The organism is Ignavibacteriales bacterium (assembly GCA_026390575.1).
GTDB lineage: Bacteria > Bacteroidota > Ignavibacteria > UBA10030 > UBA10030 > Fen-1298.
The window spans coordinates 123,605-143,596 of sequence record JAPLFR010000002.1 but is presented as its reverse complement, the minus strand read 5'-3'; the positions used below and the strand labels follow the sequence as shown (position 1 = coordinate 143,596).

Annotated in this window: 21 protein-coding genes and 2 tRNA genes; all 23 read left to right on the top strand. The window is 42.4% G+C overall.

Annotated elements, in window-relative coordinates; all coding sequences use genetic code 11:
* The first annotated feature begins 219 nt into the window (after window positions 1–219).
* The 23 genes from NTX44_02810 (at window position 220) to NTX44_02700 (ending at window position 19,954) form a co-directional block, all read left to right on the top strand.
* Window positions 220–873: a response regulator transcription factor gene (locus NTX44_02810; protein ID MCX6120533.1), complete on the top strand. Its 654-nt coding sequence runs from the start codon at window positions 220–222 to the stop codon at window positions 871–873.
* Window positions 874–1,140: 267 nt separating this feature from the next.
* The gene (gene kaiC, locus NTX44_02805; GenBank protein ID MCX6120532.1) at window positions 1,141–2,886 is read left to right on the top strand and encodes a circadian clock protein KaiC; all 1,746 of its coding nucleotides are present in this window, start codon (window positions 1,141–1,143) and stop codon (window positions 2,884–2,886) included.
* A gap of 11 nt (window positions 2,887–2,897) precedes the next feature.
* Window positions 2,898–3,254, top strand: a complete 357-nt coding sequence (locus NTX44_02800) for a hypothetical protein (GenBank protein MCX6120531.1) — start codon at window positions 2,898–2,900, stop codon at window positions 3,252–3,254.
* A 57-nt stretch (window positions 3,255–3,311) separates the two neighbouring features.
* Window positions 3,312–3,440, top strand: coding sequence for a hypothetical protein (locus tag NTX44_02795; GenBank protein ID MCX6120530.1), 129 nt, complete (start codon window positions 3,312–3,314; stop codon window positions 3,438–3,440).
* 216 nt (window positions 3,441–3,656) lie between these two features.
* Window positions 3,657–4,310 (top strand): response regulator transcription factor, encoded by a 654-nt coding sequence (locus NTX44_02790; GenBank protein MCX6120529.1) that lies wholly within the window; start codon window positions 3,657–3,659, stop codon window positions 4,308–4,310.
* A gap of 149 nt (window positions 4,311–4,459) precedes the next feature.
* Window positions 4,460–5,089 carry a sigma-70 family RNA polymerase sigma factor gene (locus NTX44_02785; GenBank protein ID MCX6120528.1) on the top strand — a complete coding sequence of 210 codons (630 nt, stop codon included), beginning with the start codon at window positions 4,460–4,462 and terminating at the stop codon, window positions 5,087–5,089.
* A gap of 113 nt (window positions 5,090–5,202) precedes the next feature.
* Window positions 5,203–5,547, top strand: a complete 345-nt coding sequence (locus tag NTX44_02780) for a hypothetical protein (GenBank protein MCX6120527.1) — start codon at window positions 5,203–5,205, stop codon at window positions 5,545–5,547.
* A 109-nt stretch (window positions 5,548–5,656) separates the two neighbouring features.
* Window positions 5,657–5,971 (top strand): hypothetical protein, encoded by a 315-nt coding sequence (locus NTX44_02775; protein ID MCX6120526.1) that lies wholly within the window; start codon window positions 5,657–5,659, stop codon window positions 5,969–5,971.
* A gap of 104 nt (window positions 5,972–6,075) precedes the next feature.
* Window positions 6,076–8,088, top strand: a complete 2,013-nt coding sequence (locus NTX44_02770; GenBank protein MCX6120525.1) for a radical SAM protein — start codon at window positions 6,076–6,078, stop codon at window positions 8,086–8,088.
* A gap of 191 nt (window positions 8,089–8,279) precedes the next feature.
* Window positions 8,280–8,351 (top strand) — tRNA-Thr (locus NTX44_02765).
* Window positions 8,352–8,445: 94 nt separating this feature from the next.
* Window positions 8,446–8,514 (top strand) — tRNA-OTHER (locus NTX44_02760).
* A gap of 249 nt (window positions 8,515–8,763) precedes the next feature.
* A complete protein-coding gene (locus NTX44_02755) occupies window positions 8,764–9,156 on the top strand; it encodes a response regulator (GenBank protein ID MCX6120524.1) in 393 nt (130 codons plus the stop codon).
* A 699-nt stretch (window positions 9,157–9,855) separates the two neighbouring features.
* The gene (locus NTX44_02750; protein MCX6120523.1) at window positions 9,856–10,599 is read left to right on the top strand and encodes a sensor histidine kinase; all 744 of its coding nucleotides are present in this window, start codon (window positions 9,856–9,858) and stop codon (window positions 10,597–10,599) included.
* A 6-nt stretch (window positions 10,600–10,605) separates the two neighbouring features.
* Window positions 10,606–11,259 (top strand): response regulator transcription factor, encoded by a 654-nt coding sequence (locus NTX44_02745; GenBank protein ID MCX6120522.1) that lies wholly within the window; start codon window positions 10,606–10,608, stop codon window positions 11,257–11,259.
* A gap of 487 nt (window positions 11,260–11,746) precedes the next feature.
* Window positions 11,747–12,097 carry a response regulator gene (locus NTX44_02740; protein MCX6120521.1) on the top strand — a complete coding sequence of 117 codons (351 nt, stop codon included), beginning with the start codon at window positions 11,747–11,749 and terminating at the stop codon, window positions 12,095–12,097.
* Between the two features lie 35 nt (window positions 12,098–12,132).
* Window positions 12,133–12,606, top strand: coding sequence for a hypothetical protein (locus NTX44_02735; protein ID MCX6120520.1), 474 nt, complete (start codon window positions 12,133–12,135; stop codon window positions 12,604–12,606).
* 284 nt (window positions 12,607–12,890) lie between these two features.
* On the top strand, window positions 12,891–14,225 hold the full coding sequence (locus NTX44_02730) for a type II secretion system F family protein (protein MCX6120519.1): 1,335 nt from the start codon (window positions 12,891–12,893) through the stop codon (window positions 14,223–14,225).
* A 73-nt stretch (window positions 14,226–14,298) separates the two neighbouring features.
* Entirely contained in the window at window positions 14,299–16,104 is a 1,806-nt protein-coding gene (locus tag NTX44_02725) for a GspE/PulE family protein (protein ID MCX6120518.1), read from the top strand.
* A 63-nt stretch (window positions 16,105–16,167) separates the two neighbouring features.
* A complete protein-coding gene (locus NTX44_02720; GenBank protein MCX6120517.1) occupies window positions 16,168–16,704 on the top strand; it encodes a hypothetical protein in 537 nt (178 codons plus the stop codon).
* A 2-nt stretch (window positions 16,705–16,706) separates the two neighbouring features.
* Window positions 16,707–17,240, top strand: coding sequence for a hypothetical protein (locus tag NTX44_02715; protein MCX6120516.1), 534 nt, complete (start codon window positions 16,707–16,709; stop codon window positions 17,238–17,240).
* Between the two features lie 220 nt (window positions 17,241–17,460).
* Entirely contained in the window at window positions 17,461–18,024 is a 564-nt protein-coding gene (locus NTX44_02710) for a manganese efflux pump MntP family protein (GenBank protein MCX6120515.1), read from the top strand.
* A gap of 107 nt (window positions 18,025–18,131) precedes the next feature.
* The gene (gene atpD, locus NTX44_02705) at window positions 18,132–19,541 is read left to right on the top strand and encodes a F0F1 ATP synthase subunit beta (protein MCX6120514.1); all 1,410 of its coding nucleotides are present in this window, start codon (window positions 18,132–18,134) and stop codon (window positions 19,539–19,541) included.
* A 2-nt stretch (window positions 19,542–19,543) separates the two neighbouring features.
* On the top strand, window positions 19,544–19,954 hold the full coding sequence (locus tag NTX44_02700; protein MCX6120513.1) for a F0F1 ATP synthase subunit epsilon: 411 nt from the start codon (window positions 19,544–19,546) through the stop codon (window positions 19,952–19,954).
* Window positions 19,955–19,992 lie beyond the last annotated feature (38 nt).

The following is a 19,992-nucleotide window of genomic DNA, read 5'->3' as shown; positions in this document are numbered from 1 at the left end:
ATGCTGTGCCATGAATAAATCGGAGTAGTTCACTAATGTTGGTTTTTCTTTTTGAAATCCCCAGTTCCTCCTTCATTATAAAAATACAGCCTCCATAAAAGTTTACCTAAATATTTTAATATTTTATATATTTTTTATATATATTTTATTGATTTTTGATTTTTTTTTACGAATTTTATAAGAGGAATGGGGCATTGTGCCAAGAAATTGACCCGTTAAATGAAAAAGATCAGAATACTCCTCGTTGAAGATAATCGCGTTTTACGAGATGGACTTATTGCCTTGCTCAATAAACAGCCGGATATGAAAGTTGTGGCTGCTATCGGAAGCGGGAATAATGTTCTCAAGACTATACGTGAAGTAAAACCTCATATTAAACTTTTAGACCTGGGTTTATGGAGCGAAAAACATCGGAGCATAATGGAAGCAGTGAAGAAAGATTTTCCCGAGTTAAAAGTGATCGGGATGGGCCTCGTTCCGTCGCAGACAGACATCATTGAATCAGTCGAGGCTGGTGCTTCAGGGTTCATACTGAAAGATGCGACAGTCAATGAATTTATTGGCACCATCCGATCTGTTTCCAAGGGAATAAAAGTTCTTCCGCCGCTAATGGCCAATTCACTTTTTTCCCATGTGGTCGAGCATGCGATTAAAAAAGGGAAGAAAACCTTAACCGCTGCAATACAGATGACGAAGCGTGAACGTGAAATCATTGCAGTGATTGCCGACGGCATGAGCAACAAAGAAATTGCCCAGCAGCTCAACATCGCTACCCATACAGTGAAAAGCCATGTTCATAACATCATGGAAAAGTTGGCATTACATAGCCGCTTGCAGATAGCAAAGTATACCCGCGACGAAACGACAAACTAGTTCTATACATTCTCCCTCGCTTAAGTAATTTCCCCAAAACTCTTGTCACAGTATCCTTCCACTCTCATTGAAGGACGGTTTCTGCCCTAAAAGGATTAATCCTTTTGGATTAATCCTTTTTTCATCCTTTTGGATTAGTGTTTTGTCGAAAAGAATATTCTATAATTTGATGAAATGTAGCGGCAAAGTACAAAACTCTCTTTTTAAGAGAAATGGTTGATTTTGAACTCGTAAGCGAAACAATACTGACCGTATGGAGAAAATATCATGAAGAAAAAAGAAGCAGCATCTCAACGTAAAACCCTTCCGAAAGCTCCCACAAGTATTCAGGGATTAGATGAAATCACGGGCGGGGGATTGCCAAAAGGCAGGCCGACGCTTGTGTGCGGTGGCGCAGGTTGCGGGAAAACCCTTTTTGCCATGGAGTTTCTCGTCCGCGGAGCAATACAGTATAATGAACCAGGCGTCTTTATTTCGTTCGAGGAAACAGAGCAAGAACTTACGGCAAATGTTGCTTCGTTGGGATTCGATTTGGACGACCTTGTAAAGCGTAAAAAGATTTGGCTTGAGCATGTTCACATTGAACGAAATGAAGTCGAACAAAGCGGTGAATACGATTTGGAAGGTTTGTTTATCAGGATCCATCATGCAATTGAGAGTGTCGGCGCTAAGCGAGTTGTACTGGATACGGTCGAGTCGCTCTTTTCAGAATTGCCAAGCCCTCTGATCCTGCGTGCTGAACTGCGCCGGCTATTCCGATGGCTGAAAAGGAAAGGTGTCACAACAATCATTACTGCTGAGCGGGGCGATGGTACCTTAACGCGTCAGGGTTTGGAAGAGTACGTATCCGATTGTGTCATTCTGCTCGATCATCGCGTGACCGATCAATCATCCATACGGCGGCTGCGTGTTGTTAAATATCGCGGTTCAACGCATGGTACGAACGAGTATCCCTTTCTTATAGATGAAGACGGCTTTTCCGTTTTGCCTGTCACTTCCCTGGGGTTGAATTACTCTTCATCCAACGGAAGAATCTCCACCGGTATTCCGCGTCTCGACACCATGCTTTCCGGGAAAGGGTACTTCCGCGGCAGCACAGTGCTTGTTTCAGGCACCGCCGGTACAGGCAAGACGAGCATTGCAGCGAAATTTGTTGAAGAGGCATGCAAGAGGGGAGAACGCGTTCTCTATTTTACATTCGAAGAATCTCCAAATCAGCTTGTGCGCAATATGCGTTCCATTGGAATAAATTTAGAACTATGGGTGAAGAAGGGGTTGCTCCAGTTTCATGCAACACGCCCGACACACTATGGCCTGGAAACTCACCTGACGACAAGTATTAAACTTATCAACAACTTTAGCCCTCAAGTCGTTATCCTCGATCCGATTAATGCATTTGTGACGGGTGAGAACCACGTTGAGGTCAAAACAATGCTCCTGCGACTCGTAGATTTTCTGAAGATGAAACGGATCACAGCATTTTTCACAAGTCTCAATTCAGCCGGTGAAAATTTTGAGATTACTGATGTTTACATCTCATCCTTGATAGATACATGGCTGCTTCTACGTGATATTGAAATTGGGGGAGAACGTAACAGAGGATTGTATGTGCTGAAATCCCGTGGTATGGAGCATTCCAATCAGATTCGTGAATTTAAATTGACAAACCACGGTATCGAACTGCTTGATGTCTATGTTGGTCCGGGCGGTGTGTTGACCGGTTCGGCACGATTATCACAAGAGTCGCAAGACGATGCGGAACAATTATTGCATCAGCAGGAAATCGTACGCAAACAAATTGGAATAGAGCGTAAGCGTGAAGCAATGGAAGCACAGATTAATTTGCTTCGATCTGAATTCGAAGGTGAAGAATTAGAAGCGCTCAAAGTTATTGGCATTGAAAAAGCAAGAGGTGATCGTTTAACTCAGGACAAGGCAAAAATGGCGAAGAGTCGTAAAGGCGATGTTTCACTAAAAATAGCCGGTACAAACAAGAATAAAATGAAAGTTTAAAGGAACGTACAATGAAAAACAAACAGGAAAAATCAAAAACCAGCCGGTGGAAAAAAAAGCCAGCCAAAGTAAAAAGCGAAAAATGGATCTTACGTTTATACATTGCCGGGCAGACTCCTAAATGCGTCATTGCTTTTAACAATCTCAAATTAATTTGTGATGAACAATTAAAGGGTAAATACCAATTAGAAGTGATAGACCTTCTGAAGAAGCCGCAGCTCGCCCGTGATAATCAAATCCTTGCCATCCCAACGTTAGTACGTAAATTACCCTTACCAATGCGGAACATCATTGGCGATCTATCTAATACAGAACGTGTGTTGGTGGGATTGGACCTCGTAGAGCATAGCGTCATGTTGAATAAGTAAAAATTCGCAGCAGCGGATAAGAATCAAAATCCCCAAAAACAACAACAGGAGAAGATCATGAGTAAAGGTCAAAGCAGTAAAAAAAGTTCTAAAAAAGCGCCGGCGAAAACAATGCAGGAAAAAAAAGCAGCTAAAAGAGAGAAGAAAAATGAAATCAAGAACCAAGGACTCAACATACAACAGTAAGAGTGTTCTCTGAACCTTGCGATTCTGTTTTTAACTATCTCCGCATGAAAATATGGTGCTTAAGATTGTGAGATCATTATCGAATTAAACAGATAACCATTACGATTAACAGCTGTTATGCAAGCATGGAATAAGGGGACTGTCATTCCTGCCGATTTTGTGTTTTGAACATCCCGATTGATTATATCAATCGGGACGGGAATAACAAACTCATCAATGAAAAAAATTAGAATACTCGTTGTTGAAGATAACCGCGTTTTACGAGACGGTCTTGTAGCCCTGCTCAATAAACAGCCAGATATGAGAGTCGTGGCTGCTATTGGAAGCGGTACTAATGTTCTGAAGACTCTACGCGAAGTAAATCCTCATATTCAACTTTTGGACTTAGGTTTATGGAGCGATAAACAGCGGAGTGTACTGGAAGGAGTGAAGAGAGATTTTCCCGAGTTAAAAGTGATCGGGATGGGCCTCCTTCCCTCGCAGACGGACATCATCGAGTCGGTCGAAGCTGGTGCTTCAGGGTTCATACTGAAAGATGCAACGGTGAAGGAATTTCTGGGTACCATTCGGACGGTTTCCAAAGGAATTAAAGTTCTTCCGCCGTCGCTGACCGGGTCGTTGTTTTCACATATTATCGAATATGCATTGAAAGAAGGAAAAGGAAAATTACCTTCAGCAGTGCGGATGACAGAGCGTGAGCGTGAAATCATGGCAGTGATTGCCGATGGTTTGAGCAACAAAGAAATTGCCCAGCAACTCAATATTGCTACCCACACAGTGAAAAGCCATGTGCATAACGTCATGGAAAAGCTGGCATTACATAGCCGTCTTCAGATTGCAAACTATTCCAACAACAAAGATATTTTCTAACAATTACTCCAGCGTACCTTGTCTCACTATCTTACAAAAGAATTAATTCCTTTTTCATCCTTTTGGAGTATTTCCTGTTCACCAAATTGTCAACATACTTATTTCCAGTTGAAAATTATTCTGTATGAAGGACGAAGGGGATAAAGGTTATGGAAGATCACCAGGGTTTTGAACAGTCAGCTATACCGCATATGACTCTTTTACAAAACTATGCAATGCATCTAACGAATAATTCTGAGAATGCGAAAGACCTGTTGCAAGATACATATCTGAAAGCGTACCGGTTCTGGAACAACTATGAGGAAGGTACCAACATCAAGGCATGGTTATATCAAATTATGAAAAATTCATACATCAATAATTACAGGAAAAAAATTAAGGAACCGAATAAAGTTGAGTATGATGAAAACCGCTTTTGTTACAAAGCATTTCATGACGGATCGTTTGACCATACCTATCTCAAGGTAAAGCACTCTGATGAAATGTTTGAAGATGAGATTGCGCATTCTCTTGAAGCATTGCCTCATATTTTTAAGACAGTCATCATTCTCAGTGATGTTGAAGAACTCACGTATGATGAAATCGCTCGAATGGTTGCTTGTCCTGTCGGTACCGTACGTTCCAGGCTGCACAGGGGTCGAAGAATGTTGCAAAAAAGACTCTTCAATTATGCGAAAGATAATGGATATATAGCAAAAAAGGGATCAAGCGCACTAAACCCAATGTCCTGTGTTCTTGCATCCGCTATAAAATCTCATACTACGATGCAGAGGGATTAATTCCTTTTTCATCCTTTTGAACTATTTCTCATAATCAAAATCATTGGTATGCTTTTTCTCATAAAGAGAGTTACAAATCGTTTATTCTGAATGAATTGAAGAGATAATTCACTATGGAAAATAAAAGTTATCAAATACATCGTGACGGCAATAGTTCATCTCCGTTAAGAGAAATTCGCCAGGTAGTGAAGGATTGGGTAGCGAGACTGCGGCCATATAGTCAGGACTCAGAAATCTCTGAACACGGAAATCATAACCAAAATTCAAACAATCAGGAGAATGAAAATTCAGACGCTGTCTTCATCGGGTGGCAGAAAACACCCGACGGAGATGCTTTTCCACTCTATAATATTACAGTAAAAAATCATCCGTTGTATCGTTCTACCGTCTCGGAGCAAACTCTGCGCAAGGTGAATCTAAAAATTCCTCCAACACCGCCTCAGCAAAACTTTTCTTGAAAAAAGATTATGGGAAATAACGATGATCAGAAAAAAAACCTTCGTGAGGAACTCTTGCAGATTTCCCCAATACCGCTTTCTCCCTCAGGACAATGAATGAAGTGTGATCATGAAAAAAGACAATAATCAAGCAAAACACAACCGAGAGAGTTCAGCACCCGTTCCATATACCGGTCCGGGACTTCATGGATGGGAGATAGGACTCAACTCGATGAACCAATACTCCGATGATTCGCCGTATATTCAATTTTTTGATCAACGAGAAGATCAAGAGAAAGAATCGGATGATCAAGAATCTGATGCCCGCAGGCGTAAAGACATGCAGACTGCCCGGGATTTATTTGACGAGACCGAGCTTCGAAGAATTCACGATGCTGAGAATCGTTGGCAGGATGATGGAGGAGAAAGCGGAGAAACATTCTAAAGCAATAATGACCGCATGCATCAATCTATCTCCAATAACTTCTTGAATATGTATTAAAAACTTTGAGTAAGAAATCGAATCCTAACCTTTTCAAGGGTAAAAGAATGCGAACACTCAATTCTGTGAATAATATTGAAAGTACCCACAATGATTATCCAAGAGCTCCAGGGAACGGAGTGCAACAACTTGATGTGACGCTCATCCGTCCTACCAATTACACGGACGATGGATATCCAATCAAAACACGCATCGGTGTTATCCGCAGCAATACGTTGACACAGATCGGAACGCTTGTCCATGATCTTGTGAACGATCCTTTTCTAAAAGGAGTCTCGCTCAATATCCGAAAGATTGATGAAGCCATTGAATGGGTACCTGTGAAGGAAATTCTTCATCGTTCACACGCACCTGGAGTAAAATCCATTGTCATGCTCGTTGGTGTACAAACAAATCAGTTTCCGCGGGCTTTGGATATCGCGTCGAAGTTTCTGCCATATGGAATCCCGGTATTGATCGGCGGTTTCCACGTCAGCGGTACGCTTGCTATGATTGGTGTTACTCGCGACCTTAAAAATGCAATGTCGAAGGGAATCATACTTGTTGCCGGAGAAGTTGAAGGAGGACGGTTATCAGCGGTTGTAGAAGATGTTCTCAAAGATAGGGCACGACCCCTTTATAATTTTCTTAATCCCACGCCAGATTTGCTCAACGTTCCAATACCTCACATCACGAAAGATGAGTTTGAGAATTTTGCCTCCCGATTTACCACCATTGATACGGGGCGCGGTTGTGTCTTTCATTGTGACTTTTGTACTATTATCAATGTACAGGGTCAAACAATGCGGTATCGGGAACCAAAGCAGGTTGTCGAATTTGTAAGACAAAGTTATCGCGAGGCAGGTGTTACACACTCGTTCTTTACAGATGATAACACTGCACGAAATCCTCGATGGCGAGAACTTTTTTCAGAACTCATCCGCATGCGTGAAGAAGAAAAAATCCCTTTCACCTTTATGATGCAGAGCGATCTCGCAGCCCGGAAGATGTCCGGCGGTGATTTCTTTGAACTCGCGGCACGGGCTGGATGTAACCAGGTATTCTTTGGCGTGGAAAGCGTGAACCGTGAGAATCTCAAATCCAAGGATAAATTTCAAAACCAGGTTTCCGAGTACAAAGATATTGTTGCTCACTGCCACTCTCTGGGTATCACGTGCCATGCAGGGTATATCTTGGGACTGCCCTTCGACACGCCGGAAAGTATCAAGCAAGATGTTGCCGAGCTTCAACACATGATGTTCGATTCTGCTTCATTCTACATTCTTTCGCCGCTGCCCGGATCAAAAGATCACCAGAGATGGTGGCGGGAGGGGCGATGGATGCATGAGGATTTTAACATGTATGATTCGGCTCACGTTGCTGTAAAACCGGAACGCATGTCCGAAGAAGAGCTGATGGAAGCATATCGAAACACTTGGGAACAGTTCTATTCCACCAAGCATATGGTCAATATTTTGAAGATCTGGAGACACGACCACCACTATTATAGAGAGAAACTGGCGTTCTTCATGTGGTACCTGTATGCTTCCAGGATCGAGCGTTTACATCCGATGAACTGCGGTTTCTGGACTGTGCGCCGTCGAGACGATCGCAGGACAGGATTTCAGCGCGAAGCACTCATTCCGTTCTGGTGGAATCGCTCGAAAGTTCTTGCACTCCGATTGGGGGCGATGGCAAAACTCTTCTTCCAGCTTGAAGAAGTATGGCTCCGGAGCCGCCCGAAGAGTAGAATTGAAGAAGGGTTGTTCGAGTTGATCGTAAAAACAAAACAAGGGGTTATGGATTGGCGGGATGTTCAGGGAAAAGAACTCGTTGCACTCTATAAAAAGCTCCAAGTCGAAATACCTGAAGTCAAAATTCCCTCTGCTGTCAGACTCTGGTTAAGAAAACGAAATCCGTTTGCGAGTGCTTTTACCAGAACCTATGCTCATCGCATCTGGCAGAGATGGTATCTCTATCTTTGGAATCCTTTCAAGTGGGTCGAAGTATGGTTGTTCGAATGGGTGAATGGTCTTCGATTCCTCCGTCATCTTCTCGGAAGTGATCCTGTCGAAGACTAACACATTGAGTGTGATACATGTTCTTTTAGGAATCTTTAAAATTGATTTTTAAAAGAATAGTAAGTCTGCTAGCCGAATTGCATCATTCTCCATTTTTTTATATTTTATATTACTATGGTATTTCATAGTTGAAGGATTGGACACGACTTAAGTTGAGATTTTAAGTGTCGAATCCAGAAAGAAAACAAATTGCTGAAGTAGCTCAGTGGTAGAGCAGCGGTTTCGTAAACCGCAGGTCGTGGGTTCAACTCCCACCTTCAGCTCAGTGGTAGAGCAGTTCCGATGGATCGGGATAAACCGCAGGTCGTGGGTTCTGAGCCAAAGGCTCATGCGCCTCTGGTGCAAACTCCCACCTACAGCTCAGTGGTAGAGCAGTTCCGATGGATCGGGATAAACTGCGGGTCGTCGGTTTAAGTCCGACCACCAGCTCAGAAAATCAATTGAAATTATCGGGAAAAACCGCAGGTCGTGGATTCTGAGCGAAAGGTTCATGCGCCTTCTGCCAAAAAGATGGCAGACATGCTGGCGTAAACTCCCACTTTCAGCTTGAAGTCCCGATTATTCAATTTCAACTATCTATCAAAGGCAATTATTCTTCTTTGGCATTATTAGGTATCATCACTTTGAAACTTTCCTTCAGATGAATTTTCTGTCCCATATATGAGGATTGGTGCTATGGCAACAACAATTCTGGTCGTTGATGACGATGATGCTGTCCGGAAATCAATCGCCGTTGCATTGAAACATAAAAGAGGATTTGAGGTTCTTGAAGCAGAAAATGGTCTTGTTGGTCTGGAACTTGCTAAAAGGCAAATACCAGACCTCATCATCAGTGATGTGATCATGGATAATCTGAACGGATTTATGATGTTGGAGTCATTGCAGGAGGATCCAGAGACAGCCCAGATTCCGGTTATTATGATGACGACTCCCGCGCTCAACGCAGGAGCGTGGAAATCCGGTGTTGCGATAGAATATCTGGAGAAAGGATTTTCTTTGGAGCGGCTTATCGCGATTGTCGATAAAGTCCTGAAGATTCAACCAACACAAGAAAAAAGTTGCTCTTAAGCGATTTAAGAGTTTTTGGAAACTAAGAAAATAGCATAATCCAAATCTCATCTTCAACGCATCGACACGTTTATTATTAGAATTTCAAGCAGCAAAATTATTATCACTGAGGCTGCTTTTCCATTCACATCACTCTTGATCCCGTTATCAATAGTACTGCACAAAAAAGCCTCGGTTGTTGGCCGGGCTGTTTTCTTGTCTACCAAAGAACGAATCCTGTTCTGCGTGCCCTGTTATGCACAAGTATCCAGCTTCATCGGATGGAGGGTACCATGATTCATTTTAAAATCGATATAAAGATTGACATTACAATCTCGAAAGCGTAGATTTCCCGATAGTGGACATCTAGAAAATTGTACGAAACAGCACAACAAAGAACGAGGAAATACTATTATCCTACGCGTGCAGAGGAATTCAACTCTGAAATGAGATAGCATGGTTCTTGGGGAAATATGGCAAATATCGATTACCGCTTAATCCTTTCGATTGGGGCTTCCGCTCTCGGAATAATTCGCAAGGATGTAAAACCTTATTACGATCTCGTTCGATTTTTTCCTTATCCGATCCCGAGATTCTTCAAACTATTTTATCCACGACTAACCAACAACAACCATCCAGGAAGTATCCATTGGCGCAACAATTCCAGGATGTTCTTGTCCATCACATTACCCATTTCTGCAACAATACTCTAGGCTGCTTATGAATAAATGGTGGCTCGATATTATCCTTCTTGTAAGTGCAGGCGCTCTCTATATCGGTAGTGCTGTTCAATATTACTATATCAGAAAAGAACGAAAACGAGAGCACGAATTATCGCATATGCTGATCGATCTTCAGGAAAAAGAGAGAAAGAGAATTGCGGCTGAATTACATGACAGTATCGGTCAGGATATTCTCATCATAAAGAATTATGCACTGATAGGATTGCGATCAAAGAAAAGCCTGTCTAAAATGGCTGCACAATTACATCAAATATCATCATTTGCTTCTCAAACACTGGAAGAGGTACGGAAAATTTCTCATAACCTGCGCCCAGTTTTGTTGGATCGGCTCGGACTCACACAAGCGCTTAAACATCTCGTTGCAACGATTGCTTCAATGACTTCCATCGTTTTTACTGTATACATTGATGAAGTGGATAATATCTTTGACAAGGAATCCGAGATTAATCTTTTCAGATTAGTTCAGGAAGCTCTCAATAATATCGTTAAACATTCTCAAGCGAAAGAAGCTGATGTGAAGATCACAAAAAACGGTACAATGATTCATCTCGTCATCTCTGATAATGGCAAAGGTATGGTAACAAAGACGGCGGAGAGAAAAATGTTTGAAGGACTTGGACAGATAGTTTTAGCAGAGCGAGTGAATATGCTTAAAGGTACTATGAATTGTGTTTCCACTCCAGGAGCTGGAACAATGATCGTGGTCGATATACCTCGATAGAGTACAATGAGTAACGTTAGTCATATTCTCATTGTCGATGATCATCCTGTATTCCGGAGTGGTCTGCGCAGCTTCATTGATGCCGAACCAAAGATGCATGTCGTTGGCGATGTATCCAATGGTGAGGCAGCACTCGAATTTCTCAAAGATCATTCTATCGATGTAGTCATACTTGATCTGGACATGCCAAAAATGAACGGCCTGGAATTTGCGCAGGCAGTTGTGAAACAAAAATTTCCTGTTGAGATCATCATTCTTACCATGCATAAAGAGGAAGAGCTGTTTTCCCGCGCAATGGCTCTTGGTGTAAAAGGATTCGTAAGTAAGGAAAATGCGATAACAGAAATTTCAGAAGCTATACGGACAGTACTAGAAGGACGCTATTATGTCTGTTCAATGTTCTCTCATTACCTGATAAGGAGAAGCGGTCCACCGCCACCACTTTCGGACAAGGTGAAAGGTCTTGAGCTCTTAACAATAGCTGAACGAAAAGTTATCAAACTCATTGCAGCGAATAAAAGCACGAAACAGATTGCAGAAGAGCTGTTCATCAGTCCTAAAACCGTCGAAAATCATCGTACAAATATTTGTATCAAATTGGGCATTCATGGAAGTCATGCACTATTACGGTTCCTTATAGAGAATAGATCTCTTCTCTAAGGGTCATTGTTCGGTGAACGTGCAAAAATTAGGTTTTTTGTAACTACTCAGCATAACATTCAAACATAACAGTAACTCGAATTTATTCACCTGAACGTGTAGAACTCCTATGGAGTTCTGTATTTTTTTTGTTTCAAGAATTATAAACGTACAATCCCTACGGGATTTGTGGAATTCAGATTTGAGTGAAAGAACTCCGTAGGAGTTGCATGTTTGTAACAAAAGCCGACAAAAGAAGGAGAACTCCGTCAGGAGTTCAACACACGATGCCGATATTTAATTTGTTTTTCTAATTCGCTGAGTAGTTACCTTTTTTTAAGTAGAGATTTCATCCTCCCTGATACTAACCGGTCTCTTTCTTGTTCCATTTCTCGCTTAGGTGGGAACACCTAGGGAAAAAGATAGGGGAGAACTCCGATTGTGCATGTTGAGACAAAAAAATATACTGTGACAAAGAAATCAAGCCGACATGCTCTAAGATGAAATTATGAATCCAAGTTTAAGCGTTTTAATTGTCGATGATAATGCGAAAATGAGATCGATGATTGCGGATATCATAAAACACAAAACAAGTAAGATCTTCGAATGTTCGGATGGCATGGACGCACTTGCTGAATATAACCTTCACCGTCCAGATTGGGTAGTGATGGATGTAAAGATGAATTATATAGATGGCCTCACAGCCACTGGAATGATTCATCAATATTTTCCTAAAGCAAAAATCATGATTGTTTCTCAGGATGACACCAAAGCCATAAGACAAGCTGCATACAGGGTTGGTGCATCAGCATTCGTCGGGAAAGAAAACTTATTAGGCATCTTAGATACTCTCAAGTGATACGTACATTGCGGAGCTCTAAGGGGTAAGACAGCGTGAATGGAAATGTAAAAGTAATATTGGTCGGCGGTTTTAGTATCGTATTTGGTTTCTATGCTTTCATGATCCAAGGAGTCAACAACAGGATCATACAGATAGGAGATCAGAAAAGTTATTATACACAAGCGCGAATGAATTCAACGGCCGGTCTCAACCATGCTATCTACAACATGAAAAGTGAACAATACTGGTGGTACCTCAACAACGGATATTCCCTCGTCAAGAGTGCTCTTTTGGCAGGCGGTGATACTGTTTCGTACCTTATCGAAAGACCGTGGCCATTAGCAGCTAATGAAGCTCGTGTCACAGTAACTGCGAAATTTGGAAGTGTTGCGGCAAAACAAATTGCGGTCATTAAAAATGTTTCGATGGCACCCCCATACTCTTTCTCTGGATCATCTACTTTAAGGTGCCAGGTTGTAAAAGTGTACGTCTATCCATATCGACTCCCCGATTCCGAGCTTAATTAAAAAACTCGAACTGGCAAACACACTCGATCTTTTTCACATCACACTTCTTTTTTGTATCAAATAAATGTTGAATTCATTACAGAAAGGGAGTAGTGCAAATCGCACTTGTACATGCTCCTTTCCCCTGAATCCACCCGGCATTCATTTGCGTGCACATTTCTTCAATAATAGATATATTGCCCATGGCTTTAATGAAATGAGCTTGAGACTCCATAGTAATATTTTTATTATATTACTTTTACATACTATACAAAGTGTGTATGAAACAGTAGAATGAGAATTTAATGCAATTATCTAGTACGAACGAATATCGTGTAACGATTCGTGATAAGTCTGGCAATATCACACAACGAAAAATTGTCGCAGCATCAGTAGACCATGCAAAAAAACGGGCAATCGCTTTTATTCCGCATGGCAGCACAATTCAATCCATAAAGCAAAAGGTCACGTATCAATATCGAGTTCTCCAGGGCAGCAATACTATCGAAGGATCTCAAAGTGCTTATTCACGGGAAGAGGTTGTTCTTGCTCTTCAACGCTTGGGATTCAAGATTAAATCGGTACATCGACGCCGTAATTTTTTTACAAAAGCTCCCGCGAATGAAGTAGTGGGCTTCATTAAACAATCCGCAAAGCTTATCGAGCAGAAGCTTCCTTTTAATGACGTTTTACTACTCATGGCAAATCACACAAAGGAAAAAAATCTTCGAAGTGCTTTACGTGAAATTATTAATGACCTGCGGAATGGAATAGATTCACGAGAGGCATTTCTACGTCAAGCGCCTGTGTTTGGATATCATACAAGCCTCATGCTGGGAATTGCGACTAAGAGCGGCAACATGGAACAAGTATTTGAAAGTGTGGCACAGCTCGTGGAACGGCAGGCAGATTTTAAAAAGGGATTGAGCAGTTCCCTTATGCTTCCGGCTGTAACGGCACTTGCGGTGATTGGAGCGATTGGATTTTATGTGATGTATCTTTTACCTCAAATGATGGAAATGCTAGGACCCAAAATGGATACAATTCCAACACTGACCGCTTTCACATTAGAAGCAAGTGCATGGCTTAAAGAATATTTTATATATATTGCTATCTTTATCTTTCTTCTATGTCTTATTTTTTATTTGTACATCACTTCTGTACAAGGACGCTTGAATTACCATAAGTTTATCATTACTGTCCCATATTTTGGCCGCATTTTGCGTAATACGAGCATTGAAATATTTTGCCGGGTGTTCGGAATTATGTACACCTCCTCTGGCGAGAACATTGATGCAATTCAGATTGCGGGAGATACTTCTGGTAATCCATACTTGGCACATCAGATTCGTACTGTGGCGATCCCCCATATGCTGCGATTTGGCGTGGAACTCGGAAAAGCGATAGAAGAAACGGGATTCTTCAATGAGATGGTTATCTCGCGATTCAAAACAGGTGCAGAGACTGGCAACGTTAAAGCGACAGCGATTCAACTTGCCGATTATTATCAAATGGAAAACAGTTATGCCATGAAGAATTTGTCAAATGTTATTGAAATGTTCGTGACATTAATGATTACAGTTTCACTTGTTTTTCTTACACTTCTCTCAACGGAAACAGCAAATGTGCATCTTAAATAAAGATACTAACCATAACACGATAAGTTCTTGAGTATAGATCAGCGATCATACATCAATAAGAACAGGTAAGATAATGAATTCAGAGGTGTCAGAGACGACGGGTAGCTTTAAAAAGCACGACCTTGGTGATGCCCTTGTAGAAAAAGGGATAGTCACCTCAGAGATGTTGTCTGAGGCAGTAAAGATCATGAGCGGGGATACTCAAAAGACGAGACGAAACCTCCCGTGGGTCATTTATAACACGTTCAAGGTGGATCGCGACCTCTTGTATCTCGAAGTTGCTAAGTTTTATGCATTTCGTATTTTGGATATTTCTAAAACAAAGATTGAAGATAGTCAACTTGCGTTTATCCGACGTGAGTTTAATGCACTCCCTGATGCGATCAAAGATAAAGCCATCGAGCACAGCGTTCTGCCATTTTCCGTCGATCCGATTCGACCAGATCGTCTCCTCGTCGCAACGCCAGATCCCACCGGTCATGGGGCGGTGTCCGTTGCACGTGTATTTCGTTATGGTAAGTTTGAGATTTGTTATTTGCCCTATTCACAGTGGAGCGATTTGTGGAAGCGTGTTGCAATCGATCGATCATCCTATCAGCAGCACGCAGATGAGTCAAGTTATCTACAAGATGAAAACGAGGAGGAAGCGGAACAATACGAACAAGCCCTGGAAGATGAAATCAGCAAAAGCGGACTTGTTGACCTCGTCGAAAAAATCTTTGTCGATGGTGTTCGCGTCGGTGCGAGCGATATCCATGTCATTCCGCGAGGCGAAAGGATCACCGAATTTCATTTTCGAATCGATGGAAAACTTTCACTGTGGTTCACCTATACCGACGCGCGCGCAGAAGCTGTGTCCGCTGTTGTGAAAGATCGTGCAAAGAACCTTGATCGATTTGAACGCAATACTGCTCAGGATGGATTTGCCCAGATTATTATCGATCGAAAAACCGTTCGTTACCGACTTTCAGTAATTCCAGTGGTGGGAAAGGAATTGAAGAGTCGATATGAATCGATTGTGATCAGAATTCTGCAAGAACCCAATCTCAATATTCGCATCGAAGAGCTAGGGTTTGAACCATATGCTGAAGAAGCACTTCGCAAAGCACTGGCAAAACCGCATGGGATCATTATCGTCACCGGACCAACCGGAAGCGGTAAAAGCACGACACTCGTTGCGGCGCTGAGGACGGTCATGAATCCGTCCGTCAATATAATGACCGTTGAAGATCCGGTGGAATATTTTATTGATGGCGGACGCCAAGTGAAATTAAATCCCAAACTTGACTTCGAAGGGGCATTGCGGGCGATACTTCGTCATGATCCTGATATTGTGATGGTCGGTGAAATGCGCGATCGTATCACTGCTGATATCGCGATCAAACTGGCAAACACAGGGCACCTCACTCTTTCCACTTTACATACAAATGATGCGCCAAGCGCTATTTCACGGCTCTTCAAAATGGGAGTGGAACCGTTCCTGATCGCCTATGCCATCAATCTTATCCTTGCGCAGCGGTTGATGCGCCGTTTGTGTTCCAAATGTAAAGCAGTGTTGGAAGACGTTGATCTGGAAGCATTGGTCAAACTCGGCATTGAAGAAGAGGAGGCGAAAAAAATTACGATCTATAAACCCGTCGGGTGCGGTGACTGTGTTCATGGATACAAAGGACGTATAGCCATTCACGAAGCTTTATATTTCCGTAAAAATATTCGTCAGATTATTTTGAAATCTGATCAATTGGTCGATGAAGATGCTCTGCGGTCGCTCGCCATGAAGAACGGCATGCAAACGCTACGTGCTTCTGGCATTGAATTACTAAAACAAGGTATTACTTCGTTGGAAGAGGTTGCGACAGTGACTATGGAAGACGATTAGTCTGCTGAACTGATCCGATCTATGTGTTGTGTGGGAGTAAGGAACATGCTATAAAGAGGCAAAGTGAATTTAGGACAATCGATATTGGCGGCTGCTGCACTCATTGCGATTACGATTCTAGTGATTAGTGCAAACAGACTGATCGTTCAGAGTCAGCAAGATGAATATCGAAGTATCGCATTCAATCAAGCCAGTGAAATCGCAAGTGCTCTCATGAATGAAGCACTCAGCAAGAAATTCGGTACAAATGTAAACCCCGCGTACTATCAACCTCCAAGTGAATTTACTGATCCATCTGCGTTAGGACCTGAAGGATCTGAACCCAGATTTTCAGTTTCTATACCGGATACAGCTACAACTACATCTACTTTTCGTTCCTTAGGTTCTTATAATGATTTTGATGATTATAATGGATATGTACGGAAAGTCAACACTCCTGCCCTCAACGGATTCATAGCAACATGTACAGTGACCTATGTACAATCCGGCAATTTAAATGTTGTCAGTACTTCAAAAGGATATTTTAAACGAATAGTGGTAACAGTGCAACATCCAGTGTACCTTTCACCAATTTCTTTCAGTGCTGTAAAAACATATTAGTTATGATACCCTTTGATATCATCCAATCCTACATTATTAAAGGAGTAATCATCCTCATCATTCTCCAAGCAATGTTATTACTGCAAAACTTACTCTATCAACATACTGAAAAGGCGGCATTGGAAGGAGAGCTTAGTACGGCGTCTTTTACGTTCTCTTCCGAAATGAGACAGGCTGGCTATAATTCTTCGGCGACACCTTTTACGATTGCAGAGACAAGCAGGGTTGAGATAGTAGGAGACATCGATAATAATGGTAGTGTCGAGCAGGTCAGATATTATCTTGCACCTATGCCCACATCAACGAAATTCTTTTTGATGAGAACGGTCAATGGAGGAACGCCGTTCACAGCAGGAAAAAATTTTAGAAAGTTTTATCTCACATACTACGACAGTACCGGACACACGACATCCGATCTGACGAAGATCAAATCGATCTCTGTTCTAGCGACTATAGAGAACGACGCAAAATTTTATGGTGATTATCTCAGATCCTCCTGGCAAGCTCAAATATTCCCCCCAAATGTTAATAAGTAGATAGTGTTTGTTGCACAAGAAAAAGATTGTTCTTACATTACATTTAATAATTCACAATTCTTTCACATGTCGTGGGTTCTGAGCGAAAGGCTCATGCGCCTTCTGCCCAAAAGATGGCAGACAAGTTGGCGTAAACTCCACCTTCAGCATAATATGAAATTATTATCAATCCGCCTGAGGCGGTTTTTTTTTGTCTTTGATAGACCATCAAACATAACCAATGTCGTTTTTTGAGGTTGTTCTAATAGCGCTCGGTTTAGCAGCGGATGCATTTGCGGTATCGGTCGCCGCTGGATCAACAGGCGCAACGCGCGGGCATCGGTCTATGCTGCGATTATCGTTTCATTTTGGACTTTTCCAGTTTCTTATGCCTATCCTTGGCTGGCTGGCAGGTCTCAGCATTGAACACTATGTTCAATCCTTCGATCATTGGATTGTATTTGGATTGCTTACATGGGTTGCTGTCCACATGATTCAATCTGCGCGAGCAAATGATGAAGGCGTTATGCAGCAAGACCCGAGTCGAGGAATGATGTTGGTCGTGCTTTCGGTTGCAACGAGTCTGGATGCATTAGCGATCGGATTAAGTTTGGCACTTCTACGTGTTTCCATCTGGTATCCCTCAGTTGTGATCGGTGTTGTTACTGGTGCGACGTCATTCATTGGTCTTTTGCTTGGTCAAAGGTTTTCAAGACAATTCGGCAAAAGAGCGGCGGAAATAGGAGGCGTCTTACTCATTCTTATTGGTGTCAGAATTATTTTAGCTCACATTTTTTCTCTCTGAGTACTGCTATGTGCTAAAAGAGCGTATGCGAAAAAACGATTGATTGTGGGGGCATCTTTTCATAATTTAGTTCAGTTTTGTAACATTTTTTTCTCTGAAAGGATTTTATGAACGAAGGAAAAATAGTCCAAATTATCGGACCTGTAGTTGATATCGACTTTTCTGGCGGCAAACTCCCGGAAATTATGAATGCCGTAAGAATTCCAAGAAAAAATGTCGAAGGAATAAACGAAGATCTCATTGTAGAAGTTCAGCAGCAGTTGGGTGAAGACCGCGTACGAACAGTCGCGATGGATTCCACCGATGGTCTTATGCGTGGAATGACTGCCCATGACACCGGTGCACCAATTACAGTTCCGGTTGGTCCGGCAGTGCTCGGTCGCTTGATTAATGTGCTTGGCGCGGGCATCGATGGTCTTCCACCGATAGAAGCGAAAACATATTATCCCATTCATCGTCAAGCTCCAAGTTTCGATCAACTCGTCACAAAAAAAGAAATGTTTGAAACCGGAATCAAAGTTATCGACCTTCTTGAACCGTATACAAAAGGTGGAAAGACCGGACTGTTTGGCGGAGCTGGTGTGGGGAAGACAGTTATTATTCAAGAATTGATACATAATATTGCCACACATCACGGTGGATATTCAGTGTTTGCCGGGGTCGGCGAACGAACACGCGAAGGAAACGATCTCTGGTTGGATATGAAAGAATCCGGTGTGCTCGCGAAGACAGCATTGATCTTTGGCCAAATGAATGAGCCTCCCGGTGCGCGTCAACGTGTTGGCCTCACAGCGCTGACAATGGCCGAGTACTTCCGCGATGAGGAAGGCAAAGATGTTCTTCTTTTCATAGATAATATTTTTAGATTTGTGCAGGCAGGTTCGGAAGTATCTGCGCTGCTTGGACGCATGCCGTCTGCCGTCGGATATCAACCGACGCTCGGAACGGAAATGGGTGAACTTCAGGAACGTATCACGTCCACGAAGAAAGGATCGATTACATCGGTGCAGGCGATTTATGTCCCTGCAGATGATTTAACTGATCCTGCGCCGGCAACAACGTTTTCGCACTTAGATGCGACGACCGTGCTGAGCAGGCAGATTGTGGATAAAGGAATTTATCCCGCAGTTGATCCACTGGATTCTACTTCACGTATTCTCGATCCGAACATCATCGATTCTGAGCATTACAGTGTAGCGAAACGGGTGAAAGAAGTTCTCCAATCATACAAAGACCTTCAAGATATTATCAGTATACTTGGAATGGATGAACTTTCTGATGAAGATAAACTGACCGTGACGCGCGCTCGAAAGATTGAAAAGTTCCTATCACAGCCGTTCTTTGTTGCAGAACAATTCACTTCCATCCCTGGCAGGTACGTAAAAATTGAAGATACCATACGCGGCTTTAAAGGAATCCTAGATGGTGAGTACGATACGTTGCCTGAAAATGCATTCTTGATGGTCGGTACAATTGAAGAAGCTGTCGAAAAAGCGAAGCAGCTGCAGGCCGCATAATTATGACAGATAAGTCTTTCCATTTGGAAATTGTGACACCAAAACGCATCGTGTTTAAAGGTGAAGTCACAAGTTTTAGTGCGCCGGGTATTGACGGGGGATTTCAAGTACTGCACAGCCATGCGCCGTTGCTTGCATCCATTACGATTGGCAAAGTAAAAATTATTGATGCAAGCGGAACCGAGTTTCAATATGCTACTTCAGGCGGGTTTGTAGAGGTGAGAGAGAACAATGTCATTCTCCTTGCAGAGACAGCTGAACGTACCGATGAAATTGATGTGGAGCGAGTGAAAGCAGCGCGCGATCGTGCGTTGAAACGGATAGCGGAGAAATATCCCGAGACCAATATTGAACGTGCAAAACTTGCTCTCTATCGTGCACTGAACCGCTTAAAGATTGTCGGCGTGGAGTAATTAGAAACCCACTGAATCAATCAGTAGGTTTTTCACTC